The organism is Neoaquamicrobium sediminum (assembly GCF_013240295.1).
GTDB lineage: Bacteria > Pseudomonadota > Alphaproteobacteria > Rhizobiales > Rhizobiaceae > Aerobium > Aerobium sediminum.
Map to the genome: position 1 here is coordinate 473,567 of NZ_JABETK010000003.1, position 26,862 is coordinate 500,428.

A 26,862-nucleotide genomic window follows, 5' to 3' on the forward strand; every position below is an offset into this window, starting at 1 on the left:
CGCGCCTAGTGATTTTCCCACCGCGTTCGGATTTCGTTCGGCCAGGTCGAGGCCATCCAGTCGATGACGGCTTCGATCTCGCCGTCATCCAGAACATCGTCGAAGGCAGGCATGGCAGAGCGATAATCTTCGAGGTCGGCCGCTTCAGCGACGCCGTATTTCGTTATCGCCACAAGAAGCTCCCGATCATGATGCCAGGTATGGCCGTCTTCATCGTGCGGCGGGGCGGGCAGCAGGCCATCCGCGCTCCGGACCTGCCCGTTCGGTTGGCCTTCCAGATTGGTTCCGTGACAGGATGCGCAATGAGCCGCGTAGACCTCACGGCCCGTCTGGAGGTGTCGCCGTTCCAGAAGAAGCGGACCGAGGACGAGCGACGATCCGGTGGCGAAAGCCGCCATTGCCAGGATAGCGACCCGACAAAGGGCCGGGTTCACCGCTTGCCGACACTCATGTAGATGGACGTACGTCCGTCGTTATCGACCGCAACGACGTCATAGGCCGCTCCCGGATCATCGCCCATACCGAGGGAGCCGGACGGCATCCCCGGCACGGCCAATCCGCGGATGGCGGGGCGTTCCTCGAGAAGCTTCGCGACCGCTTCGAGCGGCACGTGACCTTCCACAAAGTATCCTTCGATTTCGGCCGTGTGGCAGCCCTGGAGCTCTTCGGCAACGCCCGCTTCTTCACGAACGTCGGTCAGGTCTTCCATGTCCGTCAATTGAACGTCGTAGCCGGCGGCGCGAAACGCCTCAGCCCAGGCGGTGCAGCAACCGCACCACGGCGTCTTATAGACCTCCAGGACGGCCGCCATCGCGGGGGTTCCGGCCAGCACCGCGCCGGCGGCCGCGAGGGTTAGCATGAGTTTGCGAATTGCCATGATTGTCTCCGTCTCTCTATGGGCAAGGATACGTGGGCCCGTATGGAACGCACCCCGCCCAAGGGCACTCCATTCAGGAGTGCGGCAGTCCGCCCATGAGGTCAATCCCGCTCCACCTTACATATTTGTAAGGCAGGCTCGGAGCGATGGACAGCATCGTCGCCTTGGGCTAGCGTCGTCAAATGCGCAACTGGACCAGATCCCTGCTCCTGTTTCTCGTCGTCGCGTTCGCGGCGGCGGCCTCCGTGCAGCCTGGAGCCGCAGCATCGATGTCCGTCGACATGGGCACATCGTCCATGATGGCGATGGACATGGCGGCATGCGACGACTGCAACGATGTCGCCGGAATGTCCGAACCGTCCTGCATGACGGCGTGCGCTTCGGCCTGTGCGACCATCCTTTTCCAAGCCGCCGAAGCCGATCCCTCGCCGCGCGTTTCGCACGATCTCACCCCTGCCCCGATTTCGTTCGGCATCGCCCGTACGCCCGACCCGTTCCCTCCCCGTCGCTCTGCCTGATGGTCTGAATCGCCGAAAGTTTCCTTCGACGAAATCGCTGTTCCTTCGGGTCCGGGTTTCGCGGTTGGCATCATCCGGTTGATCGAGTGAGTTCCCTGACGCGCCGAGCCGAACGCTCGCGTCGGTGGACAAAAGCTGGGATTTGGCGCGCCGAGTGCGGCTGCGCTCCGCAAGGAACATTCACATGATGGACATGAACGGAATGGATGGCGGCATGGGCATGATGATGTGGGGAATGAGCGCCTTCTGGCTTCTCGCCTTCATCGTCCTCGTCCTCGTTGCCGCAGCACTGGTCAAGTATCTGCGCGACGGAACACGGCGCTAGACGCACTCTCGGGAAAGAGACCCATGAAAATGATCGAATATCACCGGCCCGCGCCTGCCGCAGGCGGCCACGGTTCGCTGCGCCTGCGCCCACGGTGGCCTATGGTCGCGGGAGTTGTCGCCACCGCAACGGGCGTCGCCCTTAACTGGAATTGGCTCGCGGCCGCCGGTCTTGCCCCATTCTTGTTGGGTGCCCTGCCCTGCGCGGCGTTGTGCGCGCTGGGGCTGTGCATGAAGGTCCAGTCTCCACCGCAAACGAGCGTCGGCGAGGACACGCGATGAAAAAACCGCTCGCCCTCCTGGCTGCAATCGCGGGCTTTGCCGGGGCAACATTCCCGATCCCGTCGCTCCTCGCCGCTGCCAGCGACTACACGTTCGAAATCGTCGAGGCCACCGCGATGGTGGGCGACACGCCGGTGACGCTGAGACTCGTCGATGCCGACGGAGAACCGGTCGAAGCTGCGGTCGTCTACGCTCTCCGGCTGGACATGGCTCCCGACGGAATGGCGGCGATGACCGCCACCCTGCAGCCGGTCGAGGAACTTGGCGACGGGCGCTACCGCTTTCGCGCCGACTTCATGATGGAAGGCAACTGGCGTCTCCAGATCGCCGCCAAGGTCCAAGGTGAAACGGCGACGGTGACGGCGGAACTGTCTTTGGAGGTTCAGCCATGAAGACGGCGAGGATAACGGCGATGATCTTGCTCGTCGCGGCAAGCGCAAGCGCGGGCTTTTGGGCGGGACGGCAAGGTGGGTTTGAAAGTCTGGCCGCGTTTGCCCGCGTCGATGCAGCGCAAAGCGTCAAGCAGGCCAATGACCCTGAAGGCGATAGGGGCAAAATCCTCTACTACCGTCATCCGGACGGTAAGGCGGCCTATTCGGCGGTCGCGACAAAGACCGCTGAGGGCACCCCGTTCGTTCCGGTTTACGAGGATGAGGACGTGATGCTCGGAGAAGGCGGCCCTGTCCCGCCGGGCAAATCAGCATCCACGTCGCCGGATAACGGAGAGATCCTCTATTACCGGAATCCGATGGGACTGGCCGACACGTCGCCCGTGCCGAAGAAGGACTGGATGGGAATGGACTATATTCCAGTCTACGAGGGCGACGGGCAGGACGATTCGGCGATAAGGATCTCGACGGGCAAGGTCCAGCGCACCGGCGTGAAAACCGAAAAAGCGGCGCTCGGAGTCGTAAACCGGTCCATCGACGTCCCGGGCAGCGTCGCGCTGGACGAACGGCTGGTCAGCGTCGTGTCGCCGCGGGTCGAGACATTCGTGGAGACCGTCGCCGACGTGACGACCGGCGACCGGATCGAGGCCGGCGGCGAACTGATGCGTGTCTATTCCCGCGACGTCGCTGTCGCAGGCGCGCAATTCCTTCTCGATCTGAGCAGCGGCGTCCCCGCCAAGGCGATGTCCGGCAGCCGCCTCCGCCTGAAGAACCTCGGTGTCTCCGACGCCGTCATAAGCGAGATGGAGGCGAGCCGGGCCGTACCCGAAAGCATCGTCGTCACCGCTCCCCTCGGCGGGGTCGTTCTCGAACGGTCCGCCGTGCCGGGCATGATGGCGGCACCGGGCCAAGTCCTGTTCCGTATCGCCGACCTGTCGCGGGTCTGGGTCATCGCCGACGTGCCCGAATACCTTGCGTCCGATGTCGCCATCGGGGCGAAGAGCGCCGTGCGCATCCGGGGTCTTCCCGGAAAGGAATTTCAAGGCCGGGTGGATCAGCTCTACCCGGAAATCCGCGCGCGCACGCGGACGACGCAGGTCCGGATCGAACTTGCCAATCCCGACGGCATTTTCCTTGCGAACATGTATGCGGACGTCACGATCGACGGCAAGGCGAACGTCGAAACCGTCAACGTGCCCGACGCGGCGATCATCGACACTGGAATTCGCCAGACCGTGTTCGTCGACCTTGGCGAAGGACGCTTCGAACCCCGCGACGTGCGCATCGGCACGCGAGGCGGCGGTCGGACCGAAATCCTGGAAGGCGTTTCGGCGGGAGAGTCCGTGGTCGTCGCGGCGAACTTCCTCATCGACGCCGAAAGCAACCTCAATGCCGCCTTCAGCGCCTTTGAGCCGGAGGTGACAGAGCAATGATCGCGCGCGTCATCGACTGGTCGTCACGAAACCTGTTCCTAGTCGTCTTCGCGGCCTTGTTCGCCTCGGCGGCAGGGCTTTACGCGCTGCGTACGCTTCCCCTCGACGCGATACCGGACCTCTCGGACGTCCAGGTGATCGTGTTCACCGAGCATCCGGGGCAGGCTCCGCAAGTCGTGGAAGACCAGGTCACCTATCCCTTGACGACGGCGATGCTCACGGTGCCACAGTCGAAGGTGGTCCGGGGTTCTCGTTTTTCGGGGTGTCGTTCGTCTACGTCATCTTCGAGGACGGCACCGATCCGTATTGGGCCCGAAGCCGGGTCCTCGAGTACCTCAACGCGGCCGCAAGCCGCCTGCCCGGCGGCGTGACGCCGACGCTGGGACCGGATGCGACTGGCGTGGGCTGGGTCTACCAGTACGCGGTGGTCGCGAAAGAACTGACGCTGGCCGAGTTGCGTTCGCTGCAGGACTGGGTGGTGCGGTTCGCCGCTGCCGAGGCCGACGGCGTCGCCGAAGTCGCGAGCGTGGGCGGGTTCGTCAAGCAATATTCCGTGGTTATCGATCCCGCGCGGCTGCGAACCGCCGGCCTGACGCTCGGCGACGTCGCCGAGGCCGTGCGCGACAGCAACATCGACGTCGGCGGACGCACGGTAGAGCTTTCCGAATTCGAGTTCATGGTGCGCGGGCGCGGCTACCTCCAGGGTGTGGGCGACCTCGAAAACATCGCCCTGATCGCCGAAGGCGGCGTGCCGCTCCGGCTTGCCGATGTCGCGCGCGTGGAAATCGTCGCCGACGAACGACGCGGGATCACGGAGCTCAATGGCGAGGGCGAAGTCGCCAGCGGCATCGCCATACAACGCTTCGGGGCGAACGCGCTGGATGTGATCGACAACGTCAAGGACAGCCTTTCGGCGATCAAGGGCAGCCTGCCGCCCGGAACCGACATCGTTCCGGTCTATGACCGGTCCGAACTCATCGAGGCGGCGATCGCGACGCTCAAGACGACGCTGGTCGAGGAATCGATCGTGGTCGCGCTCGTGACGATCGTCTTTCTCCTCCATGTCCGCAGCGCGTTGGTCGCGATCATCATGCTCCCCGTCGGCATCCTCATGTCGTTCGCGGCGATGAAGATGCTCGGGCTCGGTTCCAACATCATGAGCCTCGGCGGCATCGCGATCGCGATCGGCGCGATGATCGACGCGGCGATCGTCATGATCGAAAACGCGCACAAGCACCTCGAGAGGGCGCAGCCGGACAAGCCGCGGCTCGAAGTACTCATCGAGGCCGCCTCCGAGGTCGGTCCCGCGCTCTTCTTCAGCCTGCTGATCATCACCGTCTCTTTCCTGCCGATCTTTACCCTCGAATCGCAGGAAGGACGGCTGTTCGCACCGCTCGCGTTCACCAAAACCTTCGCAATGGCTGCTGCCGCGCTTCTTTCCGTGACGCTCGTTCCCGCCCTGATGGTCTTCTTCGTGCGGGGCCGCATCGTTCCCGAACACCGCAATCCCCTCAACCGCTTCATGATCGCCGTCTACAGACCTGTCATCCAGACGGTCCTGCGGGCGAAGGGCGCGACGATCCTCGTCGCGATACTCGTGCTCGCCGCCACCGTATGGCCCGCGCGACAGCTCGGCAGCGAATTCATGCCCGACCTTGACGAAGGCACGTTGATGTACATGCCGACGACGTTGCCGGGGCTCTCGGTGACCAAGGCCGCCGAGTTGATGCAGGTGCAGAACCGGATCATCAAATCCTTCCCTGAAGTCGAGTCGGTATTCGGGAAGGCCGGTCGCGCCGGGACGGCAACCGATCCCGCGCCCACGGAGATGTTCGAGACGATCATCAACCTGAAACCCGAGGAGGAATGGCGGGCGGGCGTCACGGTGGAGAGCCTCAAGGCCGAAATGGACGCGGCGCTTCAGTTCCCAGGTGTCGCGAACGCCTGGACGATGCCGATCCGGGCACGGATCGACATGCTCGCCACGGGCATCAGGACGCCTGTCGGCGTCAAGGTCTTCGGGCCGGACCTCGAGGGGATCGAACGCGTCGCCCGCGAGGTGGAGACCGTCCTGAAAACGGTTCCCGGAACGTCGAGCGCATATGCCGAGCGTGTCATCGGCGGCTACTATCTCGACATCGAACCCGACCGAACCGCGCTCGGCCGCTACGGCCTTTCGGTCGCCGACGTCCAGGACGTGGTGTCGATGGCATTGGGCGCGCAAGTCGTGACCTCGACGGTGGAAGGCCGCGAACGCTACGGCGTGACGATGCGGTATCCAAGGAACCTGCGGAGCGATCCGGAATCCATCGCCCGCACGGTCGAGGTCGCCCTTCCCGGCGGGGGCGCGGTTCCGCTCGGCGAAGTGGCAACGGTCCGGCTTACCCGCGGCGCGACCTCGGTCCGGACCGAGAACGGGCGTCTTGCGGCCTACATTTTCGTCGACATCGCCGGACGCGATCTCGGCGGATATGTCGCGGCGGCGCAAGAGGCAGTCGGGCAGTCCATGGATCTGCCCGCAGGCTACTCTCTCGGATGGAGCGGCCAATTTGAGTATCTCGAACGCGCGGCGCAGCGCCTCAAGATCGTGATCCCGCTCACCTTGGGTCTTATCTTCCTTCTGCTGTACCTCAACTTCCGCCGCTCGACCGAGACTCTTATCGTCATGCTGTCGCTGCCCTTCGCCCTCGTCGGAGGCGTCTGGCTTATGTGGTGGCTCGGTTTCAACACGTCGGTCGCGGTCGCCGTCGGCTTCATAGCCTTGGCGGGCGTCGCCGCGGAAACAGGGGTCATCATGCTGATCTACTTGGACCACGCACTATCCGAAGCAAAGGCAAGGTGCGAGGCCGAAGGTCGGGAGTTTTCGGCCGCGGACCTGCGCGCGGCGATCATGGTCGGCGCTGTGGAGCGGGTGCGCCCGAAAATGATGACCGTAGTCGCCATCATGGCAGGCCTCATGCCGATCCTCTGGAGCACGGGGGCCGGGTCCGAGATCATGCAGCGGATCGCGGTGCCCATGATCGGCGGCATGGTTTCGTCGTCGCTGTTGACCTTGATCGTCATCCCGGCGGTGTACGCGCTTGTCAAGGGATGGAGCTTAAGGGAAGGCATTCCATCCAGGTCCGGCAGCAAATTCGCGATACCCGCCGATCCCGCCCGGACGGCTGCATGACCGACGCGAGCCTGCTCTTCGGGGCTGGAACCCAGCAATATGCGGCCGGACGCAGCGGGTTGACCTGGTCAAGCGGTCTCGACAACGGCGAGAACGTAGCGCCCGTCGATGACGACGGTGGTCTCGTACGTGTCGTCGCGGTTGAAATCCGCCTCGATGAGGGTCCGCGTGTAGCCGTCAACCTCTTCAATACGCGTGCGCACGGCGAAGTCTTCTTCATCGACCTTGTCGCCGTAAACCTTCTCGAACTGGTCCTCGAGGTCGTCGAAGACTCGTTCGAAGAGGTCATACTTGTCCATCCGGACGCGGTCGCCGGCCTTGAAATCGTGGACATCAAAGACAAGTTGCCGGGCCGCCTCCTCGCCCGGGCCGCGAAACTCGAACAGGTTCTCTCCAGCCCCGCCATAAAGCGACACTGCGGTCGGACCGACAACGAAATGGTCATCGCCCGATCCTGCGATCACGGTCTCGAAGCCCATGATCGTGTCGTAGCCGATTTCGATGCCGCTGGCCCGACCGTCGGCGAGGTCGATCAGCAAAGTCTCGTTGGCGGCCGAATAGTCGAGCACGTCGCCCCCTCGCGCGATGGCTGCACCCCCTTGCGCCGCCGCCAGGCGACCCGAACTCGCATGTTGCGCGTTCGGTTTCCATCGCGAACTTGAGTTCGGAAATGGAAGCTTCGACCGTGTCGTAATCGCAGCCGCCATCGTAAACGTCATCCGCGCCGTCCATTGCGGCGAAGACGACATCGTCGCCTGTCCCGCCGAAGACGAGGTCGGCTCCGTCGCCGTCCGACAGAATGTCGTTTCTCGCGCCGCCATCGATTCGGTCATTGCCGTCGCCACCGTCGAGATAGTCGTCGCCGTCGTCGCCCTGAAGGACGTCGTCGCCGTCGCCGCCGTAAAGCATGTCGCGGCCCGCTCCGCCCGACAGGAGATCGTCGCCGGCCTCGCCATGGAGGATGTCGTCGCCCTCCTCGCCGAACAGCCGGTCGTCGCCCGCCCGCCGAAGACGAGGTCGTTGCCGCATCAGCGCCTCGCCGCCATGCAGATGATCGGCGCCAGTGGTGTCGATCACCAGGCCATCTGACGGATCGGGAGCCACAACAGGTGAGATCCGCTGCAGTGCCCAGAGCGCGAGCTTATGGAGCCCATCGTCGTCACCCGCCGGATCGGCATCGACGACGACCAGCCCGGGCACCAGAGCCTGCGCCTTGGCGACGGCCATGCCTATCCCGACGCCATGCGATTGGGCGTTTGCATCGAGCGCGGTGATGGGATTGTGTTGCAAACTTTTTGGCAAGAGCCTTGGGGCATGAGAGCGTCTCCATTTGTGGAGCGCGTTTCATGTTCAAAGGCCGTCACTTCGATCGCTCTGTGATCCTGCTCTGCGTACGGTGGTATCTCGCCTATGGCCTGAGCTTGCGAGATCTGAAGGAGATGATGGCCGAGCGCGGCATCAGCATCGACCATTCGACGATCCATCGCTGGGTCGTGCACTTCTCGCCGGTGCTGCTGAAGCGGTTCAATCGCCGAAAGCGCTCCGTCGGAAGCAAGTGGCACATGGACGAGACCTATATCAAGGTCCGCGGCCAATGGATGTATCTCTACCGGGCCATCGACAGCGTCGGTGACACGGTCGAATTCTGGTTCAGTGAGCACCGCGACTTACCGGCGGCGAAGCGCTTCCTGCGCAAGGCTTTGCAGCACCACGGTCGGCCTGACCGTATCGTCATCGACGGCAGCCAGACCAACCGGGAAGCGATCATTTCCTGCGACGCAGAGAGCCGCTTGAAGGATCGGTCACGGCGGGCCTTGGAGGCGATCCGCATCCGCAAAAGCCAATACCTCAATAATCGGATTGAACAGGACCACCGTCGCATCAAGCGCCGGATACGACCGATGTTGGGCTTCAAGTCATTCTCCTCGGCGGTCGTCACTCTGGCCGGCATCGAGATGGTTCACATGATGCGCAAGCGACAGGGCCGTTTCGCATTCAACCCGGCCCCTTCTCTCAAAGAGCAGTTCCAGGCAATCGCCGCTTGAAGGGCGTCAGACGGAGCGTTTGCCTCTCACCTTCCCGGAAATTTGCAACACAACCGCAACGAGCGCTTCGACGTCGACCTGACGCTCACGGTTCCTCTCGCCGCACATGCCTCGATCGAACCCCGCACGGCCGTGGCCCGGTTCGACGAGAATGGCGGCCTCGAAGTTTGGACAGGGACCCAGGATCCCTTCTTCGCCCGCAACAGCCTCGCCGACGCGTTCGGCCTCGGCCGGGACAAGGTGGTGGTCCGCGGCATGCGCATCGGCGGGGGTTCGGCGCCCGCACGATCGTTGCCGCGGAGATGGACGCGGCGCGGCTCGCGAAGCTCTGCGGACGCCCGGTCAAGGTGCAGTGGAGCCGGAGCGACGAATTCCGAGCGGGCTTCCATCGCCCTCCATCGTCGCACCGCCTTCGGCTTTCCGCGGACGCAAGCGGGCGGATCACCCACTGGCGCCACGCATTCCGGTCCGGGCACGTGATCTTCACCTCGGCAGCGATGGGCCCCGGACTGCAGTTTGCGACAAGCTTTACTGCAGACCCCGGCGTCGCGCGCGGCTCTGTGCCGCCCTATGCGGCGGATTCCACCCGCGTCGAATTTGAGGACGTCCGCCTGCCGGTCAAGACCGGTCCTTGGCGCGGGCTCGGCGCGGCGGCCAACAGTTGGGCGATCGAGACCGCCATCGACGCGCTGGCACGGGCAAAAGGCATCGACCCGCTGGATATGCGCCTCAGGTCACTCTCGCCGCAACACGCAAGGCTGAGCGTGGTGCTTTCGGCAGCCGCCGAGATGGCCGGCTGGACCGTGCGGCCGAAGGACTCATCGGACGAAGGTTGGGGGCTAGCCTGCGGCATCTACAAGGACATGTCCTACGCAGCCGCGGTCGCGCGCGTGACAAGGAGCGAGACCGGATACAGGGTGACGGGCCTGTGGTGCGCGCACGATTGCGGCCTGGTCGTCAATCCTGATCAGGTGCGGGCGCAGGTGGAAGGCAATCTGGTCTGGGGGATCGGCATGGCATTGAAGGAGGAACTGCCCGTCGACGGCGGTCGCATCGTGCCCGAAAGCTTCTTCGACTATCCGCTGCCTGTGCTGTCGGATGTGCCGAACATTGAAATCCGCCTGATCGAGGGCAGCCCGCAGCCGACGGGCGCCGGGGAGACCGCGATCGTCTGCGGAACGGCCGCCGTCACCAACGCCATCGCGGCCTTGTCCGGGCAGACGGTGACGAAGCTCCCCGTGCGGGCGGCCTGACCATGGAGGATTTTGCCAGCGCGCCGGTTCTGGCGATGGTGCGCCGTTCTCTTGCGCGGCAATCGATAGCGGTGCCGGCGTTGACGGCAGCGGGAGAGCGGACCGTGGACCTTGCCGAGAAGCGGGCCCTGCTTGCCGGGGTTCTCGACGCGCACGGTCCGGAGGCGATCCTCAGGGTGGCCGACGTCGTTCCGGAATTCGCCGATCATCCAGTGGCCGGCGTGTTCGCGGGATGCCGGGCTCCAAGCGATGTGGTCGCAATCTGGATCGCGATAGAACGCTACTTCCATTCGCGGCATCGCACCCGTGTCGTCGACCGCGACGCGGACCGCATCGTCATGGAGCATTTCGACACGCGCGGATCGCCGATTTCGGCTGGCGAGAACCTTGCCGTGGCCGGGCTGATCCTGGGCATTCTCAGGTGGCGCGGGGCGCGCGATGCGGCGCTGCGCTTCGACGGCACGTCCAGTTTGCCTGATCCGCTCGCGACGGCGAAACGGACGCATCGCTGGACGATCGGCTGGACGGCATTCGAGCCTTTGCCACTTGCCCCTGAGAAGCAGGACGAAGTCCCGGTCCCGGCCGTCGATTTCTCGGGACGGGCCGTGTCAGATCCGCTCGTCGCGCGGCTGTTCGCCGAGCAGCTCGGCGCTCCACATGGTCGACGGGGAGCGGACGACATCGCCAGAGCGACGGGGCTCAGCCTGCGAACCCTTCAGCGGCGGCTTGCCGGGGCGGGCTGGTCACTGGGAGACATCGTAGCATCCGCACGCGTGCACAGCGCGACCCGCCTGCTGGCATCGACGAACACGCCACTCGCGCTTGTCGGCCTACTCGCCGGCTATAGCGACCAACCACATTTCCAGCGGGCGTTTCGTGCCGCGGTCGGGCCGACGCCGGCGGAATACCGAAAACTGGCCCGACCCGCACGATCCGTATGATTTCGATGAGCAGGCGTCGTCGCCCGGCGAGGCGACTGCCGCGGAATAATCAGCCTCCGCGGCAGTGTAGATTGCCGAAGCTCAGTCGGGTTTCAGCTCGATCGCGTCGGGATCGAACTCATCGAGCGCCTGCAGGATCGCCTGCTTGTTCGCGGTCGACTTTCCATTGGCGGCCCGCTCGACCACTGTGAACGTCTCGATGCGGGGCTGGACGACCCAGGCCACCTTGATGTCGAACATAGGCAGGCGTTTGCGGACGAAGGATTCGAGCCTGCGGATCACGTCGGGATCCTCGAACCGCTCACCGTTCGGGGGAACGACGATGAGTGAGCCCGGCGGGTCGGATCCGCCGGGCCGCATGGGACGGTCGGCTTTCGCCATCGCCGCCTACATCATCCGCTTGATGTCGGAATAGGCGCCGGTGGTCTTCAGCGTCACGGTGACGGGCGCGTCGGTGCGGTTGCGCCAGAACCAGCCGTGATTGCCGTCGAAGGCGGCTTCCAGCACGCCCTCGTCCTCGGCGACGCCGCGACCCTTCTCGTAGGAGATGTTCTCGCCGCCACCATCGCCATGGGTGTCGAAGTTCACGACGGCCCCGTTGGCGGTCCAAGCGTAGTTCGCCTGCGCGCCCTTGACCATCACGAGCTTGATCTCCGCGCCTTCACCTGGAGCCAGCGTCACCGACATTTCGTCGGAGCGCGTCTCCTGCGCATGCGCGGTGCCGACGAGGAACTCGGCATAGATGCGGTCGAGAAGACTCGAACCCTGCTGCGGCGCGGCAGGCGCAGCCGGAACTGCATTCTGCTGGTCGCGGATGCGATCCTGTTCGGCTTCCTCGGCGATCTGGGTCTTGATCTCGCCCATCTCGGTGAGGCCGAGCGCGCCGCCGACCCCGGTCGGGTCGATGCCGTATTCGGACGGAAGAACGATCGCGACGAGGATGGCGATGGCCGCCACGATCGCGATGATCGTGGACTTCAGAAGCTGCGCCGAGGTCGGCAGTTCGGCGCGGGTGGGGGTGTCGGAATTGTACATGTGAGTTCTCCTTGATCAGGCGACGAAATAGCCGGTGAGCTGATATCCGATCAGCACGAACCCGGCGGTCATCATGAGGACGTTGGCGGTGTAGGCGTGTTTCCAGAAGCTCTGCGTGCGCCGCCAGTACCCCATCGCGATGAGGATCATGGCGAGCGCGATCAACTGGCCGATCTCGACCCCGACATTGAAAGCGAGCAGGTTGGGCAGGAGCCCGTCCTGCGCGATGTCGTATTCCAGGATCTTGGTCGCGAGACCCAGCCCGTGGAAGAAGCCGAAGATGAGCGTGGCTGCCTTGGTGTTCGGCTGATAGCCGAACCAGCGCTGGAACGCGCCGAGGTTGTCGAGCGCCTTGTAGACGACTGACAGGCCGATGATCGCGTCGATCAGGTAGGCGCTGACGTTCCAGCCGAAATACACGCCGAGGATCATCGTCGTCGAATGGCCGATGGCGAACAGGCTGACATAGATCGCGATGTGCTGCAGGCGGTAGAGGAAGAAGACCACGCCCAGCAGGAACAGCAGATGGTCGTATCCGGTGACCATGTGCTTGGCCCCGAGATACATGAACGGAATGAGGTGGACCCCCGTGATCTCCTGGATATAGCCCTTGTCCCCCTCGGCGACGGCGTGAGCCGCGGCAAGGCCGGTGGACAGGAGCATGGCCAGGACGACCGACCGACAGGATGGCCACCGTGAGGACGAACGGATCGCGCGCGGCGAACCGTCCGCCCTCGGGCGGATGAGATGTCATGGTGTCGTTCCGAAATTGCAGTGAAGGATGACGGCCGAAGCCGAAGTCAGTCCATCATGCCGTTCGGGGAGGTCGGTCGCCGGGTGGGGTAGGCCGCGATGCGACGCGGTCGTCCGGCATTCCCGGACCCTGGTCGAGGGGAGCCGAAGCGGAAGCCGATCAGCACGGCGGCCGCCGGCGTGTCGTGGCTGTGATCGCCGACGTGGAAGCGGTCGTGGTCATGGCCCGAAGTCGCGGACGGTTCGTCCTCGTCGTCGTGGGAATGGCCGTGATGATCGTGCGAATGGCCGACATGGTCGCTCGCGACCGATGCGATCTGCGTCAGGCCGGAAGGATCGGTGACAGGCGCGCAGAATCCCAGCACCGCCAGCGCGAGCAGGCAGATCAGCAGAGTCCTAGCGGTCGCGATTCGATCCGTCATCATCCCGAGCGGTATAAACGCACGGACAAGGCGAGGTAAAGGCAAAGCGGCAGTACAGGTTTGACACTATCCCTAGGGGAGGATAGGACAAAGTCATGTCCGATCACCGCCACGCCTCCCATCCCGCCATCGTCAAGCGGCTCAAGCGCGCCGAAGGACACCTGCGCAGCGTCGTCGCCATGATCGAGGGCGGCAAGCCCTGCCTCGATATCGCCCAGCAGCTCCATGCGGTGGAGAAGGCGGTGGCGCAGGCCAAGCGCACGCTCATCCACGATCACCTCGACCACTGCCTGGATGAGACGGTCGGCCCGCTATCGCTCGAACAGCGCGGCTCGGTCGAAGAGTTCAGGGAAATCGCGAAGTACCTGTGATGCGGCCTGTGTCTGCCATCGACCGATTGAAACGCTGGGCCGCCGCTGTGAAGGTGGATGTCGTTGCGTTATGGCTCGCGGCGCGTGACCCCAGGGTGCCTTGGACCGCGAAGCTTCTCGCCGGCGCGGTCGCCGCCTATGCCCTCAGCCCGATCGACATCATTCCCGACTTCATTCCCGTGCTCGGCTATCTGGACGACCTGATCATCGTGCCGATCGGGATCGTGCTCGCGACGAAGCTCATCCCCGACGATCTGCTCCTGGAACTGCGTCGGGCGGCGGCCGGACGCATCAGGCCAGTCAGCCGGGCAGGCATTGTCATCGTCATCGCGGTGTGGCTGGCCGCAGCAGGCATCGGTCTCTGGCTGGTCTGGCCAATGACCGGCATCACGCGTCGCCTGGACTGAGAGGCTCATCGATAATGCTCGCCGTCCTCGCCAATCGCATTTACCGCCATCTGCTCGCTGCACAGGTGATCGCGCTCCTTGGCACAGGGCTCCTCACAGTGGCACTGGGGTTGCTCGCCTTCGAGCTTGCGGGAGAGAACGCCGGAGCAGTGCTGGGTACCGCGCTCGCGATCAAGATGATCGCCTATGTCGGCGTCGCGCCGATCGCGTCTGCCTTTGCCGAGCGGCTGCCGCGCCGGGCCATGCTGGTGGCGCTCGACCTCGTGCGCGCGGGCGTCGCGCTGTTCCTGCCCTTCGTCACCGAGGTCTGGCAGATCTACGTCCTGATCTTCGTGCTGCAATCGGCATCCGCCGGGTTCACGCCGACCTTCCAGGCGACGATCCCGGACGTGCTGCCGGACGAGAAGGACTACACCCGCGCGCTATCGCTCTCGCGGCTAGCCTACGACCTCGAAAGCCTCGTCAGCCCGATGCTCGCGGCCGCCCTCCTGACTGTCATCTCCTTCCACAACCTGTTCGCCGGGACGGTGGTCGGCTTCCTCGTCTCGGCAGCGCTGGTGGTCTCGGTCGTGCTGCCGAGCCCGAAATCGTCGATCCCGCGCGGCATCTATGACCGCACGACCCGCGGCATCCGCATCTATCTCGCCACGCCGCGCCTCCGCGGGCTGCTGGCGATCAACATGGCGGTCGCGGCGGCAGGCGCCCTTGTGATCGTCAACACGGTCGTCTACGTGCAGGCCGCCTTCGGCCTCGGCCAGAGCGACACGGCTCTGGCGCTGGCGGCCTTCGGCGGCGGCTCGATGCTGGTGGCGCTGGTCCTTCCGCGGCTTCTCGACAGCATCCCGGACCGGACCGCAATGCTTGCCGGCGCGTCGGCCCTGGCAGTTGCCACGCTGATCGCGGCCGCGATCCCATCCTATGGCTGGCTGCTGCCGCTCTGGTTCATCATCGGCGCAGGCTATTCGATGGCGCAGACTCCATCAGGGCGTCTCCTGCGGCGCTCGTCGCACGCGGAGGACCGCCCGGCGCTCTTCGCGGCCCAGTTCGCACTGTCGCATGCCTGCTGGCTGATCACCTATCCGCTCGCGGGCTGGGCGGGCGCGGCCTTCGGGCTTCCGGCGACGTCTGTGATCCTGGCCTTGATCGCGGGAAGCGCCGTGGCGGCAGCCGCATGGCTCTGGCCCGCCGACGATCCGGAGATCGTCGAGCATTCGCATGAGCGCCTGCCCGCCGGCCATCCGCACTGGAACGAGGGCATCGCCGACGGCCGCAACAGGCACGCCCACGCCTATGTCATCGACGACCTGCATTCCGCATGGCCGCATGCGCGGTGAGATCGGCGGACGCGTCCGTCGCTGTCGCGATGGATGACCTCGCCATTCTGGGCGGCCTGTTCGCCATCGCCTTCGTCGCGGCAACGATCCTTCCGGCGCAGTCGGAGGCGGCGCTGGTCGGATTACTAGTAGCCGGCGCTCAGGCCCCGGTCCTGCTGGTCGCCATTGCCAGCCTGGGCAACATCCTCGGCGCGGTCCTCAACTGGGCGCTCGGACGCGGCGTCGAGCGGTTCCGCGACTGCAAGTGGTTCCCGGTCAGCGCGGCGTCTCTCGATCGCGCGACCGGGTGGTATCGGCGCTGGGGCCGGTGGAGCCTGCTGCTGTCCTGGGCGCCGATCGGCGGCGACGCGCTGACGGTCGCAGCAGGAGTCCTACGCGAGCCGCTGTGGAGCTTCGTCGCCCTGGTCTCGATCGCCAAGACGGCGCGCTATGTAGTGCTCGCCGCGGCCACGCTGGGCGTGCTCGCATGATGGGCCTGTTTCAAGACCTCGTCGCCATCCAGCGCGAGATCTACCTCGCCTTCGCCGACCGGATCGGCGACTTCGCGAAGTCGGGCGACTGGACGCTGCTCGCCGCCTATCTGCCGATGGGAATCCTGTTCGGCACAGTGCATGCGCTGACGCCGGGACACAGCAAGGCGGTGCTGGCAACCTATCTGACCGCGTCGACGGCTAGTGTGCCTCGCGGACTGGCAGTATCGCTCATTCTCTCCTTCGTGCATGTCGGCATGTCCGTGCTGATCGCGCTCCTCTCGCTTCCTCTCGTCTCGGTCGCGCTCGGCAGCGTCGGCCGCGCGCCGCTGCTCGAAGACATCAGTCGCGGGCTGCTTGGCGTGATCGGCCTGTGGATGCTCTGGCAAGGACTCCGTGGCACCGGCCATGCGCATGGCCAGGGGATGGCGGCAGGATTCGCCGCCGGGCTGATCCCGTGCCCACTGACGCTGTTCGTCATGACCTTCGCGATCACGCGCGGCGTGCCGGAGGCGGGCGTCGCCTTCGCCGCGGTGATGATGATCGGAGTTGCGCTGGTGCTCGGCGCGGTGGCGCTTGCGGCAGTCCTGTTCCGCCGACAACTCCTGCGGCTGCTCGCGACGCGGCCACGTGCCGTCGTCGCGGTCACGCGTTCGATCCAGGTGCTCGCCGGGCTGGTTCTGGTGATCGTCGCGGCAAATGCGATCGGCAGCTGACGCGCTTGACAGATCGGTGTCGGTGGGGCGACAAGGCGTCCATGGGGACTGCGGTCTCCCCACGAGGCTCCGGCCCAAGAATCGCGTCCATCAACCCGGCAACGGAGGACGCGCCATGCCATCTCCCACACCATATCCGTCGACAAGCTCGCCCGCCTGCGGAACACCCGGCTGTCCGGCTTTGATTGATGTTCGGACCGACGAGGACTTTGCCGCCGATCCGCGGCTGGTTCCCGGATTGGTCCGGAGGCCTCACACATCCGTCCCCGACTGGAGCGGCAGCCTGGGCTCCTCGTCCGCGATCGCCATCTGCCAGAAGGGCAGGAATGTTGATTTCCGCTGAGAGCTGACCCGGGATTTTCGCCGAGAAGTGACCCGCCTTCATGTATGGTTTGGGTCTTAGGTTTTGGTCAAGAGGCGGCTTTCTCCTTCTTGGCATCGGTACATTATTGGGACACAGATATACGGTAGACAGGCTCTACCTACGCAGATCCTGAACGCCGAGTTCCTTCCACATCCACTCGAAACTATAGGTTGCCATTGGATCGGCAGGGTCCGGCTGGCTTGCGGACTGGTTTTCGAGATATTTGAGCCATTCGGAGACCTTCTGCCGACCAGCGGCTGACTTTGCAGCCTGTCGTGGCGTTTTGTTGCCGAGCATGCCGACCGGCTGATCAAGCGTTTCACGATATTGCCGGTCCATGAACTGGTGGACAACCTGCTCGGCAATTTCGGGCGGGACTTCGGAAGCCGCTTCTCCATGTTCGCGTGGCGGCCGCTCGGCCATCATCTGCTCAATGGTTCGGATGTCTGTCAGGGGCGTGCGGACGAGATCGCCGAGTTCCTTACGGATCAGGACTGTTCCCTTCTGCGCCCGCGCGGCGGAGTTGGTTGACAGATGTAGAAACCGCCCCTTCAGCTCCACATTACCCAACACGCGCTGACCGTTATCCATGGTGGCGTCGAAGGAAAGCCCGTCGGCCTGTTTCACCTTCTTTCCGCCCTTCGGCTTGTCCTCGAGCCAGTTCCAGAACTTTGCGTTCTCCTGCGCCATCGCCGAAATGGCGTTCACCCGCGTGGCGATATCCTTCTGCGTCACGCCATTCGCCAGCGGAAACCTGACATCGTGGAACATGAGGTCGTCGCCGTCCGAGTTCTGCATCGGTGGCAGCCCCATGGCTCGATCGAGCGTATCGAACAGCCATGAGAGCGTGAACATGGAAGCGACCGACTGCAGGTCCTGGTCCGCAACGGCAGGGAGTTTCTTTGTGCCCTTCTTTCCGAACACCTGTCGCAGACCGTCGAACAGCGCATCGATGGCTTGCGGCGTGTAAGGCAGCAGCCCGCCGGCGAATATGTTCTTGCCCAGGACCGGCACGATACGGGCGGCGATCCTGTCCCACTGCTTCAGGGTCAGCGTTGCGGTCCCCTCGCTCACGGCGATCGGCTCGCCGCCGCGGATGAGATCGCGCGCCATGAGCGATTTGCCGGGCACGATGTCGCTCACCTCATAGAGGCTCATGACCGATATCCTAAGCGCCTTCATATAGGCTTTCGTCTGTGTGCCCTCCTTCCAGCCGCGACGTTTGAGATATTCGTCGACGATATTGCCGCCCTGGACGTCGAACTCTTGCGTCAGGAAATCCTCGAACACGCATCCCCAGAGCGTCATGGCCCAGTCGTCGCTGAGAATTTCGGCAAGATCATCGAACTCCATGTCTCCGGCTTCGAGCACGGGGCCGAAGTGATCATCGAACACCTGCTCAAAACACCCACGCCATTCTTCGCGGGCCAGGAACTTCATCAACCCCTTGAGATCATGGCTGGCTGGCACTGTCTGTCTCCAGTTTCTCGCGATATTCGGCGATGATGCGCGAGACTGTCGGCTCGCTGACGTCATACAGCCTCGCCATCTCGGCGCCGCTCTTGCGGCCCGACAGGACGCTTTCGGCGATTTCGCGCCGTTTCTTCGGATCAAGCTTTCTGCGGCGTCCGCCGATCCTGCCTTCGGCGCGGGCCTGGGCAAGTCCGGCCGTGGTCCGCTCCCGGATCATGGCGCGCTCGAACTCTGCAAAGGATCCCACCATCTGCATCATCATGCGGCCGGCTGCCGTCGTCGTGTCGATCGCCTCGGTCAATGAACGAAACCCCGCGCCGGCACTGGTGATCCTGTCCATCAGGTGGAGAACATCCTTCAGCGAGCGCGACAGGCGATCGAGCTTCCAGACGACGACGGTGTCGCCATCACGCAACTGATCGAGCATGCGGTGAAGCTCGGGACGTTCCCAGCGTCCGCCCGATGCTTTCTCTTCGAACACGCGCTTGCACCCGGCCTCGGCCAGTGCCCTGGCCTGAGCCCTGTTCGACTGGTCGTCACCTTTGCTCACGCGGGCGTAGCCGATCAGCATGGGCGCCCTTTCAATAACGGTCGTTTGCGGAACTGCGGCAGTCCTGCTGACGAATCAGGATGAAAATCCTTTCACAATCCTCTTTCAATGAGAGATCGAAAGGCAAGGGGTTTTTGTAAGGAGACAACATGCCCGCCCGCATATCCATGACGAAGAAGCAGCGCGACGTACTGCTGGCGTTGCCGGAGACTGAAAACGAGGTTGTTCGCCACTATACGCTGGACGCTAAAGATCTCACCGCTATAGCCAGTAGCCGCACACCGGAAACCCGCCTGAGCCATGCCCTCCAATTGTGCTGCCTGCGTTATCCCGGCAGGCATTTGCGACGCGGGGAGTTCCTGCCCCCGGTCATGCTGGATTATATTGCCGAGCAGATCGGCGCCGACACGGAAGCGATCGCCCGCTTCGCTCGGCGTGGCGCGACACGGTACGAGCAACTGGCTGCGATCAAGCAGCATCATGGTTATCGCGACTTCACGAGACCGGCTCGTTCGATGCTGAGCGATTGGGCCGAGCAAGAAGCTGTGGGCCTGACGGATGGACGCATCCTTCTCGGACGATTGATCGAGAAAATGCGGGAGGAGAAGATCGTCATTCCCGGTGTGACGGTTGTCGAGCGTCTGGCGGCTTCGGCAATGCATGCGGCCGACGGCATGATGGTGACCAGGGTCTGCTCAATGCTCGACGAAGGTCATCGTCACCAACTGGATACGCTGCTCGTCGCCAAGGCGCATGCCCGTCAGACAAGGCTATCCTGGCTCCGCGAGCCGCCTTCCCGGGTCGGAGCGCGCCCGTTGATCGAGATCCTCGACAAGATCGTCATCGTCCGCTCCACTCTTGTGGGGATAGGCAGCCAGCCGCCTGCCTTTGGCTCTCGCCTGGCACAGATGGCGAAGGAAGGACTGCTCTACACCTCTCAGGCTTTCCTGCAGATGGGCGCGGACCGGCGCCACGCCGTCATGATCGCCACGCTGCGCGAACTCGGGGCCACATTGACCGACGGCGCTCTTTCGATGTTCCAGTCATTGGTGGCGCGGGCGAATCTGCGCGCCAGAAAGCGGCTCGAAGAGACAGTTGCCCTCACCGCTGAGCAGGGCCGCACCCGATTGGCGCGCATCGCCGATGTACTGGAAGCACTCGTCATCTCCGCAAGGGAGGGAGGCGACGTCGCTTCCGCCGTGACCGAAATCGCGACCCTCGACACCATCGAAGACGATGCGGCTACAATCCGCCGGTCGCTCCGGCCGGGACGTCCGGACATCATTGGCGAGCTCCCGCGCGAATACCACGTCTTCAGGCAGACCGGTTCCCGCTTTCTGTCGTCTTTTGCGTTCGAAGGCAGCCGCGCCGCCAAACCGTTGCTGGATGCCGCCGCCATTCTCGCGGAAATCGGCGGAGACAAACGCCGGCGACTGCCTGACACGCTGCCACTTGCCCATATCGAGCGACGCTGGCGGCGCCATGTCTTCACAAACGGTTCGATTGACCGGACCTGCTACGAGCTTGCGACATACTTCGGCTTGGCGAACGCATTGGCGAGCGGGAGCGTATGGGTTCCAACCTCCCGTATCCACCGGTCTCTGGATGACCTGCTGGCGAATGACAAGGCGGACGGCAACGCGTTGCCGGCACATCCGGACGTCGACGCGGACACATACCTGCACGGGCGGGCTTCGACACTGGATACCGCATTGCTGTCCGTGGCTGAGGGATTGGCGGCAAGGGAGCCGACGCTGTTCGCTGGCGGGCGCCTGCGCTTTCCAAAGGAGCAGGAAGACAGTGTGCAGGACGATAGCGCGGCCGTCATCGGCGCCCTTAACCGCATGATGCCCCATGTCCGCATCACCGATCTTCTCGACCAGGTCAATCTGTGGACGGGCTTTGCGGAGCATTTTACGCATGTCTCGACGGGCCTGCCGCCAGCCGACATGCGAGCGTTCATGGCGACCCTGATCGCGGAAGCGACGAATCTCGGCCTCTCCCGAATGGCTGAAGTCAGCGGCGCGGGATCACGGCGTGCTCTCTTGCGTATGCAGATGTGGCACATGCGCGAAGAAACCTTCCGCGCGGCTCTTGCCAACCTGACGGACGCCATTCACGCGGAGCCGATCGCCGCCTGGTTCGGCGAAGGCTGGCGCGCATCGGCAGATGGACAAGCATTCTATCTCGGCGGACCGGGCGAGGCAGGTGGCGCCGTCAACGCCCACTACGGGCGGGACCCGATCGTCAAGATCTACACCACGATCACTGACAGGTATGCCCCGCTCCATCAGAAGGTGATCGCCGGCACTGCAAGCGAGGCTGTGCATTCCCTGGACGGAATCCTGGGTCATGAGAGCGGCGTCGATATTGCCGCCTTCCATGTCGATGGCGGTGGCGTCTCGGATATTGTCTTCGCCGTCATGCATTTGCTCGGCCTGTCGTTCGAGCCCCGCATCCCGCGCCTCTCGGACCGCAAGCTCTATGCATTCGAACCCAAAGCAAAATACGGTCCTCTCGCGCCCTTGTTCGGCAATCGGCTGAACCCGCAGCTGATCCGCGCGCACTGGGACGAAATCCAGAGAGTGATCCATGCGCTGCGGCACAAGGTCGTCACGCCATCATTGATCCTGAGGAAGCTCTCGGCGTATCGGCAACAGAACAGTCTTGCCACTGCATTGCGCGAGATCGGCCGGATCGAGCGTACGCTGTTCACCCTGCGCTGGTTCGAAGATCCTGATCTGCGCAGGCTCGTCACGACGGAACTCAACAAGGGGAGGCGCGGAACTCCCTCTCCAGAGCGGTCGCCTTCCATCGTCTGGGGCGTTTCCGTGACCGCGGTCACGAAAACCAGTCAAGCAGAGCCGCCGCCCTCAACCTCGTCACGGCCGCCATTATCCTGTTCAACTGCCGCTACCTCGGACGGATACTGAAGGAAACGAGGGCACGGGGAGCGAAGATTGAAGACACGATCACGGCCCGCCTCTCACCGCTGGGCTGGGACCATATCAACATCACCGGCGACTACATCTGGTCCGAAACCTTGCCGCTCGACACAGACGGATATCTACCCCTGCACAACAGTCCAGCATGACGCCATGCCTACCGTATATCTGTGTCCCAATAATGTACCGGTGCCTACAGGGTGCTCGGCGCCATCATTCCCGATCTCGACGATGTCGTTGCCGCAGAACACGAGAACCTCCCGACCCCTGCAAAACCGATCCTGCCACTCTACATGCGGCCAGCTCTGCTTGCAGGCGTTGCTATCGCCGAGCGTGCCGGACCAGAGATGCTCCGGATGCTGCGTCGGCACATGATGGGCGACAACAAAGTCCGATTCACTGACGCCGCCGAGAGCATGATAGCTCGATCTCGCAGCTTGAGAGTCACTCCGCAGATGCAGCTAATTTGAGAATCTGATCGCGGAGATTCTCATAGTTAAATGCCCACTCTGGACAAAACCGACGCATTCTTGCATTTAACTGCCAAGCGACATAAGACCTCCGCAGTCGACGGCCCGGTCACGCAGATGGTCCGCCGCAGCACCAACCGGGTCTCGAACGCTTCCGTTCGATATTTCCGGCAACGATCCGAATGAACCCACACGGGTCGACTAACAGCGCTAGGGTGCCGTCCAGACTCCGGTCTCTCCGGAAACGTGGCATGGACATCCTTCCCAGGTCGGCTGCAGTGGTTTCGGACCGACACGGCCGTCAACTTCCGAAAGTAGTCCAGCTGGTTCCACCGTCGGTGCTGGCGAGGATTTCGCCTTCATGCGTCGCAACGAACACCCGCTCCTTGTTAGCCGGATCAACGGCCAGATGCAGGAGGATCCGGCCCCCCAGCCTGCGCCGACGGATTCAAGGTCGAGTTCGCCCTCGGCTGACCGCATCAGGCCCTGCCCGACCACGAAGGCGTAAAGCGTTCCATCCGGCGCTACCTCGACCATGCTGACCGGAGAGCCTTCGACCGCCGCCCACGTGCCCCCGCATCCTTGCTGACCAGCAGCCCGGATTCGGTCGCGGCATACACCGTGTCGGCGTCCTGGGCAGAGGCGGCGAGGTCGATCAGCCGCTCGGGCAGCGGTCCGGCGACGGACCACGTCTTGCCGCCGTCGCGACTGACCTGCAGGCCACCGAAAGCGCCGTACACGACCATCGGATCAGCCGGGCTCACTGTCATCTGGTGGAAATCGACAGGACCGCCCTCGCCTGGCGACACCTGTTCCCAGGTCGCGCCGCCGTCGGTCGAGGCGATGAAGCCAAGGTTCCCTCCATCCGCAGGATGGCCGCTGGCGTAGAGCGTGCCCGGATCCGAGGGATGCGGCGTGAAACCCATGAAGTCCTGCACGACCGAGACGCGCTCCGCCTTCCCGTCCGGGCCAGAACGGAAAAGCCCATGGTGGGTGGCGATCAGGAGGGATTGCGGATCCTGACGGTCAACCGCCAGGCCGTGAATGTGGGTCTGCTCCCTGAGTTCCGATACCGGGACGGATTCGGCCTGCGCAACCAGGCCGATGGCTACCGCGCCGGAGAGCGCCAGTCCCGCAACCACGGCCGTCACTCCGAACCTGTTTCGTTTCGTCATTGTCTTCTTCCTTTCGTGCTTTCGCATTCGCATTCGGTTTCCGGATTTCCATCCCCGCACCCGCAGCAGATCACCCGATACGCCTCCCCGGCGGCGCTTTCCTCGACGGCATCGTCCCCGCAGAGGCATTCCAGCGCGCAAAGGAGATGCTCGGCGACATCAAGCCTGCCGACATCGTGCGCTTGCCTGAACGCCGCCAGAATGGAACGGTCGAGAGGCTTGTTTCCCTGTCGCATGGCGCCGCCTTTCCTCATCGCGGGCATAGTGCTGGTTCCAGCGGGTGGAAGGTCAAGGGGCAGGCCTGCATAGCAGTCACTCTCCGGCCTCTTGGCGCTGCTGGAAGCGGCGGTTCATCTCGTCGTGGCGCTCGCGCACCTGCTCCGGCCATTGCGCCTTGATGAACGAAAGCGCTGCGACAATCTCCTCGTCCGTCAAGACCCCTTCGAAGGCGGGCATCCTGGTCTGGTAGCCCTCCAGCTTGGCCGCCACCGCCACGCCGAGCTTCGTGATGTCGAACAGGAGCTTGTCCGGATGATGCCAGGTGTGCCCCGTCTCGTCGTGCGGCGGGGCCGGCAGGTATCCGTCGGCGTCGCGAACCTGCCATTCGGGATGCCCCTCGAGTTTCCTGCCGTGACAGGACGCGCAGTGCTCCGCGTAGATTTCGCTTCCGAGCGACACGACACTCCTGTCGCCGGGATGAAGCAACGCTCCCGCTGCCGAGCCCGAAAGGCGGGACAGCACGAGAAACGCCGCCAGGCCGGAAGCCATCGCCGCTGTTCCGCGGCGGCGATCAGGAGATTCCGCCTGCCCTTCGAGTGTTTCTTCATAGGCCTTCCTCGTGCTTCCACGTCACCCGATCCGGGCCAGAACGGGAAAGTTCTCCAGCAGCCAGAACGAGAACGCCGAAAGCTGCCCGGTGATCATGGCGACGCCCATCAGCATCATGACCCCCCGGCCAGGATCCGCAGCACCCGGCCGATCCGGCCGAAGGCCCGCAACCTTGCCGTCAGTGCGTCGGTGAACATGGCGGCAAGGAGGAACGGCACGCCGAGTCCGAGCGAGTAGATCGCCAGGAGAAGCACGCCGTCGGCGACGGTCGCCGAGGCCGCGCCGACCGTGAGGATCGCGCCAAGGATCGGGCCGATGCACGGTGTCCAGCCGAAGGCGAATGCGAGGCCGAGGACATAGGCGGACCCCGCCCCTCCACCGGGCAGGTCGGAATGGAAACGCGCTTCCCGCATCATCCAGGGGGACGGATCAATCCCGTCACGAACAGTCCGAAGAGGATGACGATCGCGCCGCCGACAAGGTTCAGTTCGTAACGGTAGCTGATCAGCATCTGGCCGAGAGCGGTCGCGCTTGCCCCGAGCACGATGAAGACGGTGGAGAAGCCGAGGACGAAACACAGGCCGAGCACGACCGCAGGCATCCGCAGCGCGACTGCGCCTGATGGCGTGACGCCGACGGATGACCGCCCGGCGACATAGGACACGTAGCCCGGAACGAGCGGCAGGACGCAGGGAGAGAGGAACGAGACGATCCCGGCGGCGAAGGCTGTCAGCATGCCGATATTGGAGAGTTCCGGCATCAGTCCGCGACCTCCGTCTCTGTCGGTCCGGCCGCTTTCCCGTTTCTCGCCGCGTCGATCAGCCCTGTCATGGTCTCCAGGTCGGTGGCGCCCCGCACGAACTCGTCGCCGATGACGAAGCCGGGCGTCCCGGTGATCCGCAGCGCCTGCGCCAGTTCGAGGTTGCCGTCGATCTCAGCCTGGATGGCCGGATCCTGCATGTCCTGCTTCAGGCGCTCGACATCGAGGCCGACTTTTTCCGCGATCGACAGCACTGATCTTTCGTCGACGCGGCCGTCGGCGTCCATCAACGCCTGGTGGAACTCCACGTAGCGTCCCTGGCGGTCGGCCGCCAGTGCGGCCTTGGCCGCGAAGACGGACCCCGGTCCGAGGATGGGGAGTTCCTTGTAGACGACCCGCAGCCCTGGATCGCCCGCCTCCGCTTCCGCCATCACGGAGGCGACCTGGCGGCAGTAGGGGCAGTTGTAGTCGAAGAACTCGACCATCGTCACGTCCCCTTCGGCGTTGCCCCCGACGGGACTGTCCGGATCGCGGAAGACCTCGTCGGCCCGTGCCGCAAGAACCGATCGGGCCTCGCCGTCCTCGGCCTGAATCCTGCGCGCCTCGAGCGCCTGCATCGCCTCGACTATCACCTCGGGATTGGCGAGCAGGTACTCGCGGACCCGCTGGCCGAAGTCATCGGCAGGCGCTTCCGGTTCCGCGCGGGCACGCTGGAACCCGGGGTCGAGCGCGTACCAGGCTCCTCCTGCCCCGACCAGCAGCAGCGCCGCGAGCAGCCATACGATGGGCCGCGATTTCCTCGTTTGCTGATGCATCTTGAGGTCCCCTTTCCTTCCTGTCTTGGGCTGAATCCGGCGGAGATCAGAAGAGGTCCACGACCGTGTCCCACCAACTTCCGCTGTCGTGGCCGTGCTCCGGGACCGACCCGTTGGTCAGGGCGTTCACGAAAGTGAGGAGGTTGACCGACTGGAACTTCAGCCCGTGAAAATTCGCCCTCCAGCGGCCGTCTGCATCGATGACGTGGGTGACAATGCCGTGGATCTGGAGTCCCTCGTCTGTCTTGTCGAAGCCATGCCCGAAAGCCTCCGCCAGCTTGCGGGTCGCATCCTCCGGCTGGCCCTGCAGCTTCGTCAGGAAGAGCCAGTTCACCGGATCGAGTCCGTGCGCTGGACCGTACCCCTGCATCACGTCCGCCGTGTCGTTCGTCGGGTCGGTCGTGACCGTCACGAAGGTCACGAGGTCTTTCATGGGCGTGTGGTTGATCATGCCCTGCACCTCCGCGATCTTCTCGGAGTGCAGGGGGCAAACGTCCGGGCAGCTCGTATAGATGAAGTTGAGCACCACGACCTGGCCACGGAGATCCGCTGGCCTCACCGTCCTCCCGTCTGCCGTCTGAAGCGTGAAGTCCGGCACGGGCTTGTCGATCTGCTGGAAGTACTTCTCCTTGTCGCCGAGCATCGTCTCGACGTCGTCCAGCGAATGCGCTGCTGCAACGGCCGGGAGCATGAGAAGTCCCGCGGCAGCTATCCACCGTCTTGTTGTCAGCATCATCGCC

General features: G+C 64.1%; 29 protein-coding genes and 4 pseudogenes. 17 read left to right on the forward strand and 16 right to left on the reverse strand.

Annotation, left to right across the window (positions count from 1 at the left end; translation table 11 throughout):
* Positions 1–5: 5 nt before the first annotated feature.
* The 3 genes from HK436_RS24930 to HK436_RS24940 all read right to left on the reverse strand — a co-directional run bounded on the left by HK436_RS24930 (position 6) and on the right by HK436_RS24940 (position 1,274).
* The gene (locus tag HK436_RS24930; protein WP_312860731.1) at positions 6–434 is read right to left on the reverse strand and encodes a c-type cytochrome; all 429 of its coding nucleotides are present in this window, start codon (positions 432–434) and stop codon (positions 6–8) included.
* On the reverse strand, positions 431–877 hold the full coding sequence (locus tag HK436_RS24935; RefSeq protein WP_173194360.1) for a DUF411 domain-containing protein: 447 nt from the start codon (positions 875–877) through the stop codon (positions 431–433). Before HK436_RS24935 ends, HK436_RS24930 begins: the two co-directional genes overlap by 4 nt.
* A gap of 178 nt (positions 878–1,055) precedes the next feature.
* A complete protein-coding gene (locus HK436_RS24940) occupies positions 1,056–1,274 on the reverse strand; it encodes a hypothetical protein (RefSeq protein ID WP_173194362.1) in 219 nt (72 codons plus the stop codon).
* Between the two features lie 305 nt (positions 1,275–1,579).
* Between HK436_RS24940 and HK436_RS24945 the strand changes: the two genes are divergently transcribed.
* The 5 genes and pseudogenes from HK436_RS24945 (at position 1,580) to HK436_RS24965 (ending at position 6,995) form a co-directional block, all read left to right on the forward strand.
* On the forward strand, positions 1,580–1,720 hold the full coding sequence (locus HK436_RS24945; protein ID WP_173193769.1) for a hypothetical protein: 141 nt from the start codon (positions 1,580–1,582) through the stop codon (positions 1,718–1,720).
* Between the two features lie 23 nt (positions 1,721–1,743).
* Positions 1,744–2,001, forward strand: a complete 258-nt coding sequence (locus HK436_RS24950; RefSeq protein WP_206680589.1) for a hypothetical protein — start codon at positions 1,744–1,746, stop codon at positions 1,999–2,001.
* Complete coding sequence (locus tag HK436_RS24955; protein ID WP_173194364.1) at positions 1,998–2,393, forward strand: FixH family protein; 396 nt, start codon at positions 1,998–2,000, stop codon at positions 2,391–2,393. The genes HK436_RS24950 and HK436_RS24955 overlap by 4 nt, the downstream gene beginning before the upstream one ends.
* Before the next feature lie 20 nt (positions 2,394–2,413).
* The gene (locus HK436_RS24960) at positions 2,414–3,823 is read left to right on the forward strand and encodes an efflux RND transporter periplasmic adaptor subunit (RefSeq protein ID WP_244649394.1); all 1,410 of its coding nucleotides are present in this window, start codon (positions 2,414–2,416) and stop codon (positions 3,821–3,823) included.
* A pseudogene (locus tag HK436_RS24965) lies at positions 3,820–6,995 on the forward strand (efflux RND transporter permease subunit). The gene HK436_RS24960 and the pseudogene HK436_RS24965 overlap by 4 nt, the downstream one beginning before the upstream one ends.
* Positions 6,996–7,063: 68 nt before the next feature.
* Here the strand turns inward: HK436_RS24965 and HK436_RS24970 are convergent.
* Both HK436_RS24970 and HK436_RS34050 read right to left on the reverse strand, forming a co-directional pair.
* Positions 7,064–7,564: a hypothetical protein gene (locus tag HK436_RS24970; protein ID WP_312860761.1), complete on the reverse strand. Its 501-nt coding sequence runs from the start codon at positions 7,562–7,564 to the stop codon at positions 7,064–7,066.
* A gap of 205 nt (positions 7,565–7,769) precedes the next feature.
* A pseudogene (locus tag HK436_RS34050) lies at positions 7,770–8,222 on the reverse strand (hypothetical protein); the annotation flags it as partial.
* On the opposite strand from HK436_RS34050, the gene HK436_RS24980 reads away from it, so the two are divergent.
* From HK436_RS24980 to HK436_RS25000, 5 genes and pseudogenes are all read left to right on the forward strand, one after another.
* The gene (locus HK436_RS24980; protein WP_173193771.1) at positions 8,139–8,375 is read left to right on the forward strand and encodes a hypothetical protein; all 237 of its coding nucleotides are present in this window, start codon (positions 8,139–8,141) and stop codon (positions 8,373–8,375) included. The pseudogene HK436_RS34050 and the gene HK436_RS24980 sit on opposite strands and share 84 nt — an antisense overlap.
* The gene (locus tag HK436_RS24985; RefSeq protein ID WP_173194372.1) at positions 8,342–9,040 is read left to right on the forward strand and encodes an IS6 family transposase; all 699 of its coding nucleotides are present in this window, start codon (positions 8,342–8,344) and stop codon (positions 9,038–9,040) included. The genes HK436_RS24980 and HK436_RS24985 overlap by 34 nt, the downstream gene beginning before the upstream one ends.
* A 132-nt stretch (positions 9,041–9,172) precedes the next feature.
* Positions 9,173–9,714 (forward strand): annotated as a pseudogene (locus HK436_RS24990) (molybdopterin cofactor-binding domain-containing protein); the annotation flags it as partial.
* A 189-nt stretch (positions 9,715–9,903) separates the two neighbouring features.
* Entirely contained in the window at positions 9,904–10,293 is a 390-nt protein-coding gene (locus HK436_RS31815) for a molybdopterin cofactor-binding domain-containing protein (RefSeq protein WP_244649437.1), read from the forward strand.
* A gap of 2 nt (positions 10,294–10,295) precedes the next feature.
* Positions 10,296–11,234: a helix-turn-helix transcriptional regulator gene (locus HK436_RS25000; protein ID WP_173194378.1), complete on the forward strand. Its 939-nt coding sequence runs from the start codon at positions 10,296–10,298 to the stop codon at positions 11,232–11,234.
* An 81-nt stretch (positions 11,235–11,315) separates the two neighbouring features.
* On the opposite strand, the gene HK436_RS25005 is transcribed toward HK436_RS25000, so the two are convergent.
* The 4 genes from HK436_RS25005 to HK436_RS25020 all read right to left on the reverse strand — a co-directional run bounded on the left by HK436_RS25005 (position 11,316) and on the right by HK436_RS25020 (position 13,447).
* Positions 11,316–11,615: a hypothetical protein gene (locus tag HK436_RS25005; RefSeq protein WP_173194379.1), complete on the reverse strand. Its 300-nt coding sequence runs from the start codon at positions 11,613–11,615 to the stop codon at positions 11,316–11,318.
* Between the two features lie 6 nt (positions 11,616–11,621).
* Positions 11,622–12,269, reverse strand: coding sequence for a transmembrane anchor protein (locus HK436_RS25010; protein ID WP_173194381.1), 648 nt, complete (start codon positions 12,267–12,269; stop codon positions 11,622–11,624).
* 15 nt (positions 12,270–12,284) lie between these two features.
* Entirely contained in the window at positions 12,285–12,932 is a 648-nt protein-coding gene (locus HK436_RS25015; RefSeq protein ID WP_194248643.1) for a HupE/UreJ family protein, read from the reverse strand.
* A 137-nt stretch (positions 12,933–13,069) separates the two neighbouring features.
* Positions 13,070–13,447 (reverse strand): hypothetical protein, encoded by a 378-nt coding sequence (locus HK436_RS25020; RefSeq protein ID WP_173194383.1) that lies wholly within the window; start codon positions 13,445–13,447, stop codon positions 13,070–13,072.
* Between the two features lie 92 nt (positions 13,448–13,539).
* On the opposite strand from HK436_RS25020, the gene HK436_RS25025 reads away from it, so the two are divergent.
* Genes HK436_RS25025 through HK436_RS25045 form a run of 5 tightly spaced genes read left to right on the forward strand, consistent with a single transcriptional unit; the run spans position 13,540 to position 16,742 of the window.
* Complete coding sequence (locus HK436_RS25025) at positions 13,540–13,815, forward strand: metal-sensing transcriptional repressor (RefSeq protein WP_173194391.1); 276 nt, start codon at positions 13,540–13,542, stop codon at positions 13,813–13,815.
* 8 nt (positions 13,816–13,823) lie between these two features.
* Positions 13,824–14,222 (forward strand): YkvA family protein, encoded by a 399-nt coding sequence (locus HK436_RS25030; protein ID WP_312860732.1) that lies wholly within the window; start codon positions 13,824–13,826, stop codon positions 14,220–14,222.
* A gap of 14 nt (positions 14,223–14,236) precedes the next feature.
* Complete coding sequence (locus HK436_RS25035) at positions 14,237–15,556, forward strand: MFS transporter (protein WP_173194395.1); 1,320 nt, start codon at positions 14,237–14,239, stop codon at positions 15,554–15,556.
* Between the two features lie 29 nt (positions 15,557–15,585).
* The gene (locus HK436_RS25040; RefSeq protein ID WP_173194560.1) at positions 15,586–16,026 is read left to right on the forward strand and encodes a YqaA family protein; all 441 of its coding nucleotides are present in this window, start codon (positions 15,586–15,588) and stop codon (positions 16,024–16,026) included.
* Between the two features lie 5 nt (positions 16,027–16,031).
* The gene (locus HK436_RS25045; RefSeq protein ID WP_173194561.1) at positions 16,032–16,742 is read left to right on the forward strand and encodes a HoxN/HupN/NixA family nickel/cobalt transporter; all 711 of its coding nucleotides are present in this window, start codon (positions 16,032–16,034) and stop codon (positions 16,740–16,742) included.
* A 478-nt stretch (positions 16,743–17,220) separates the two neighbouring features.
* Here HK436_RS25045 and HK436_RS25050 read toward each other — a convergent pair whose 3' ends face one another.
* Together HK436_RS25050 and HK436_RS25055 are read right to left on the reverse strand one after the other, a co-directional pair.
* Entirely contained in the window at positions 17,221–18,576 is a 1,356-nt protein-coding gene (locus HK436_RS25050; protein WP_173194397.1) for a DUF7986 domain-containing protein, read from the reverse strand.
* The gene (locus HK436_RS25055) at positions 18,560–19,150 is read right to left on the reverse strand and encodes a recombinase family protein (RefSeq protein ID WP_173194399.1); all 591 of its coding nucleotides are present in this window, start codon (positions 19,148–19,150) and stop codon (positions 18,560–18,562) included. The genes HK436_RS25050 and HK436_RS25055 overlap by 17 nt, the downstream gene beginning before the upstream one ends.
* Positions 19,151–19,278: 128 nt before the next feature.
* Here HK436_RS25055 and HK436_RS25060 point away from each other — a divergent pair, with 128 nt between their 5' ends.
* Positions 19,279–22,062 carry a Tn3 family transposase gene (locus HK436_RS25060; RefSeq protein WP_244649395.1) on the forward strand — a complete coding sequence of 928 codons (2,784 nt, stop codon included), beginning with the start codon at positions 19,279–19,281 and terminating at the stop codon, positions 22,060–22,062.
* A 212-nt stretch (positions 22,063–22,274) separates the two neighbouring features.
* A complete protein-coding gene (locus HK436_RS25065; RefSeq protein WP_206680590.1) occupies positions 22,275–22,544 on the forward strand; it encodes a hypothetical protein in 270 nt (89 codons plus the stop codon).
* A gap of 524 nt (positions 22,545–23,068) precedes the next feature.
* Here HK436_RS25065 and HK436_RS25070 read toward each other — a convergent pair.
* From HK436_RS25070 to HK436_RS25090, 5 genes and pseudogenes are all read right to left on the reverse strand, one after another.
* Entirely contained in the window at positions 23,069–23,719 is a 651-nt protein-coding gene (locus tag HK436_RS25070; RefSeq protein WP_173194401.1) for a WD40/YVTN/BNR-like repeat-containing protein, read from the reverse strand.
* A gap of 312 nt (positions 23,720–24,031) precedes the next feature.
* The gene (locus HK436_RS25075) at positions 24,032–24,487 is read right to left on the reverse strand and encodes a c-type cytochrome (RefSeq protein WP_173194403.1); all 456 of its coding nucleotides are present in this window, start codon (positions 24,485–24,487) and stop codon (positions 24,032–24,034) included.
* Between the two features lie 81 nt (positions 24,488–24,568).
* Positions 24,569–25,307: pseudogene (locus tag HK436_RS25080) on the reverse strand (cytochrome c biogenesis CcdA family protein).
* Positions 25,307–26,122, reverse strand: coding sequence for a DsbA family protein (locus tag HK436_RS25085; RefSeq protein ID WP_173194404.1), 816 nt, complete (start codon positions 26,120–26,122; stop codon positions 25,307–25,309). The pseudogene HK436_RS25080 and the gene HK436_RS25085 overlap by 1 nt, the downstream one beginning before the upstream one ends.
* A gap of 46 nt (positions 26,123–26,168) precedes the next feature.
* Entirely contained in the window at positions 26,169–26,858 is a 690-nt protein-coding gene (locus HK436_RS25090) for an SCO family protein (RefSeq protein ID WP_173194406.1), read from the reverse strand.
* Between the last annotated feature and the right edge of the window lie 4 nt (positions 26,859–26,862).

Bases quoted from the DNA above. Each gene is read 5' to 3' on its own strand.
- HK436_RS25075 (WP_173194403.1), bottom strand. From the start codon at position 24,487: ATGGCTTCCGGCCTGGCGGCGTTTCTCGTGCTGTCCCGCCTTTCGGGC.
- HK436_RS25055 (WP_173194399.1), bottom strand. From the start codon at position 19,150: ATGCTGATCGGCTACGCCCGCGTGAGCAAAGGTGACGACCAGTCGAAC.
- HK436_RS25085 (WP_173194404.1), bottom strand. From the start codon at position 26,122: ATGCATCAGCAAACGAGGAAATCGCGGCCCATCGTATGGCTGCTCGCG.
- HK436_RS24935 (WP_173194360.1), bottom strand. From the start codon at position 877: ATGGCAATTCGCAAACTCATGCTAACCCTCGCGGCCGCCGGCGCGGTG.
- HK436_RS25090 (WP_173194406.1), bottom strand. From the start codon at position 26,858: ATGATGCTGACAACAAGACGGTGGATAGCTGCCGCGGGACTTCTCATG.
- HK436_RS25020 (WP_173194383.1), bottom strand. From the start codon at position 13,447: ATGATGACGGATCGAATCGCGACCGCTAGGACTCTGCTGATCTGCCTG.
- HK436_RS25040 (WP_173194560.1), top strand. From the start codon at position 15,586: ATGGATGACCTCGCCATTCTGGGCGGCCTGTTCGCCATCGCCTTCGTC.
- HK436_RS24960 (WP_244649394.1), top strand. From the start codon at position 2,414: ATGATCTTGCTCGTCGCGGCAAGCGCAAGCGCGGGCTTTTGGGCGGGA.
- HK436_RS25060 (WP_244649395.1), top strand. From the start codon at position 19,279: ATGCCCGCCCGCATATCCATGACGAAGAAGCAGCGCGACGTACTGCTG.
- HK436_RS25010 (WP_173194381.1), bottom strand. From the start codon at position 12,269: ATGTACAATTCCGACACCCCCACCCGCGCCGAACTGCCGACCTCGGCG.
- HK436_RS25025 (WP_173194391.1), top strand. From the start codon at position 13,540: ATGTCCGATCACCGCCACGCCTCCCATCCCGCCATCGTCAAGCGGCTC.
- HK436_RS24945 (WP_173193769.1), top strand. From the start codon at position 1,580: ATGATGGACATGAACGGAATGGATGGCGGCATGGGCATGATGATGTGG.
- HK436_RS25035 (WP_173194395.1), top strand. From the start codon at position 14,237: ATGCTCGCCGTCCTCGCCAATCGCATTTACCGCCATCTGCTCGCTGCA.
- HK436_RS31815 (WP_244649437.1), top strand. From the start codon at position 9,904: ATGTCCTACGCAGCCGCGGTCGCGCGCGTGACAAGGAGCGAGACCGGA.
- HK436_RS24955 (WP_173194364.1), top strand. From the start codon at position 1,998: ATGAAAAAACCGCTCGCCCTCCTGGCTGCAATCGCGGGCTTTGCCGGG.
- HK436_RS25000 (WP_173194378.1), top strand. From the start codon at position 10,296: ATGGAGGATTTTGCCAGCGCGCCGGTTCTGGCGATGGTGCGCCGTTCT.
- HK436_RS24980 (WP_173193771.1), top strand. From the start codon at position 8,139: ATGGAGCCCATCGTCGTCACCCGCCGGATCGGCATCGACGACGACCAG.
- HK436_RS25015 (WP_194248643.1), bottom strand. From the start codon at position 12,932: ATGCTCCTGTCCACCGGCCTTGCCGCGGCTCACGCCGTCGCCGAGGGG.
- HK436_RS25070 (WP_173194401.1), bottom strand. From the start codon at position 23,719: ATGACGAAACGAAACAGGTTCGGAGTGACGGCCGTGGTTGCGGGACTG.
- HK436_RS25005 (WP_173194379.1), bottom strand. From the start codon at position 11,615: ATGGCGAAAGCCGACCGTCCCATGCGGCCCGGCGGATCCGACCCGCCG.
- HK436_RS24985 (WP_173194372.1), top strand. From the start codon at position 8,342: ATGTTCAAAGGCCGTCACTTCGATCGCTCTGTGATCCTGCTCTGCGTA.
- HK436_RS24950 (WP_206680589.1), top strand. From the start codon at position 1,744: ATGAAAATGATCGAATATCACCGGCCCGCGCCTGCCGCAGGCGGCCAC.
- HK436_RS24940 (WP_173194362.1), bottom strand. From the start codon at position 1,274: ATGGTCGCACAGGCCGAAGCGCACGCCGTCATGCAGGACGGTTCGGAC.